Source organism: Streptomyces sp., assembly GCF_019510245.1.
Lineage (GTDB): Bacteria > Actinomycetota > Actinomycetes > Streptomycetales > Streptomycetaceae > Streptomyces.
On sequence record NZ_JAEKKT010000438.1, the window covers coordinates 1 to 2,096 of the forward strand.

2 protein-coding genes are annotated in these 2,096 nt (G+C 70.8%); both read left to right on the forward strand.

Features of this window, described 5'->3' with window-relative positions; genetic code table 11:
* Positions 1-760 (forward strand): DUF1684 domain-containing protein (locus JF597_RS53575; protein WP_294014308.1); only part of this gene is annotated, 760 nt, incomplete at its 5' end.
* Between the two features lie 48 nt (positions 761-808).
* Entirely contained in the window at positions 809-1,882 is a 1,074-nt protein-coding gene (locus JF597_RS53580; protein WP_294014310.1) for an LLM class flavin-dependent oxidoreductase, read from the forward strand.
* Positions 1,883-2,096 lie beyond the last annotated feature (214 nt).

Consider the following 2,096-nt stretch of genomic DNA (forward strand, 5'->3'; position numbering starts at 1 on the left):
CAGGCAGGAGGCACGCCTCGCCGACCCGCACGGGTTCCTCGCGATCACCGGCCTGCACTGGCTCGTCGACGAACCGCAGCGTTTCCCCGACGCTCCGGGCGCCTGGTCGACCGGCGCCGGCGGGGTCGTCGTGGTCCTCGACGACAGCGAGGAACTGGTCGTCGACGGCACCCCCGTGCGCGGCGAGCACCGCTTCGGGGTGCTGCCGGAACGCGGCGGAGTCAACGCGGTCTGGGGCGACGCGGTGATCGAGGTGGCCAAGCGCGGCGGACACGACATCCTCCGTCCCCGGCACCCGGACGCGTCCCTGCGCACCGCCTTCACCGGCACGCCCGCCTACGCCCCGCACCCACGCTGGTCCGTGGCCGGCCGGTACACGGCCTTCGACGAGCCGCGGCCCACGACGGTGGGCGCCGCGGTCGAGGGCCTTGAGCACGTGTACGACGCGCCGGGCCGGATCGACTTCGAGCTGGACGGCCGGGAGTTGGCCCTGACCGCGTTCCCCGGACACGCTCCGGGCAGTCTGCTGGTGCTGTTCACCGACGCGACCTCCGGCGTCACCACCTACGCGGCCAACCGGGCCCTCGCCCTCGACCCGCCCGCCGCCGACGGCACCGTCCTCTTGGACTTCAACCGGGCGGCGAACCTGCCGTGCGCCTACACCGATCTGGCCACCTGCCCGCTGCCGCCGGCCGAGAACAGGCTGCCCGTGGCGATCGAGGCCGGGGAGAAAATCCCCCGCGAGCGCGGCGGGTCCTGACCAGCCGGCGTCACCGGGACCATCACTACCAAGAGGGACGCACCCCGCATGAGTACCCCCACGATCAGCTCGCTGGCCTTTCTCACCCCGGGCAACTTCGCCGACGACGACCCGTACCCCGGCCTGGAGGAGACGCTCCAGCTGTTCGAGTACGGCGAACGCCTGGGCTTCGACGGAGCCTGGATCCGGCAACGCCATCTCGAACACGGTGTCGGCTCGGCCGCGGTCTTCCTCGCCGCGGCCGGCCAGCGCACCGAGCGGGTCGAGCTGGGGACCGCGGTCATCCCGATCGGGTACGAGAGCCCGTTCCGGCTCGCCGAGGACCTGGCGCTGGCCGACGTGCTGTCCCAAGGCCGGTTGCAGGTCGGATTCAGCACCGGAATGCCGCACGCCGAACTCCTCGGCGACCTGGTGTACGACGGGGACTGGCGCGGCTTCGACCTGTCCTACGGCAGGATCGCCCGGGTCGTCGAGAACCTGCGCGGCGGCTACCTCGGCGGCCCGGACACGGTGATCCAGTCACCGGGCAACACCCAGCGACCACGCCTGCAACCGCACAACCCCGGCCTGGTGGACCGGGTCTGGTACGGCGGCGGCAGCCGGCGCTCGATCCGGTGGGCAGCAGAGCACGGGCTGAACCTGCTCAGCGGCAACATCGTCACCGGTGAGAGCACCGACGACTTCACCACGGCCCAACTCACCCTGCTCTCCCAGTACCGACGCACTCTCGCCGAGGACCGCCCGACACGGGTGGCGCTCGGCCGGGTGATCGTGCCGTTCGACAGCGCGGACGCGACCACCCGGGCGCGCTACCGGGACTACGCGGCCGGCCGGCACGCGCGCACCCTTGCACCCCAGGGCCCGAAACGGACCCTGTTCGCCCCGGACGTGGTCGGGACCGCGGAACAGATCCTGGAACAACTGGCCGCGGATCCCGTGGTCGCCGCCGTGTCGGAGCTGCGCCTCGAGCTGCCGTACGAGTTCGACCGGGGCGACTACGAGCAGATCCTTCACGACGTACGGCACTTGATCGCGCCGGAGCTGGGCTGGCGGCCCGACACCGCGCTGAACCGGGCGGCGTCGGTCGATGAACTCCGCCGCCTCCGGTCTCCTACGGTCTGACTCTTCCAGAAGCACCTATCCATCCGACCTCTACTTCAACTTTCTCCCTCGCGCTCACCATTGACACTCCTCCATGCCTCCTCAATCATCAATACATCCGATGACTGGGAGCCGCCATGAGTACGTATCCAAGACGTCATGTCCTCGGCGTCACGGCGGGTGTCGCTGCCTCAGCCGCTCTTTCCTTCGCCTCCACGGCCGACGCCCGGGCTGC

Excerpts from the sequence above, each read along its gene's own strand:
- JF597_RS53580 (WP_294014310.1), top strand. The coding sequence starts at position 809 with ATGAGTACCCCCACGATCAGCTCGCTGGCCTTTCTCACCCCGGGCAAC.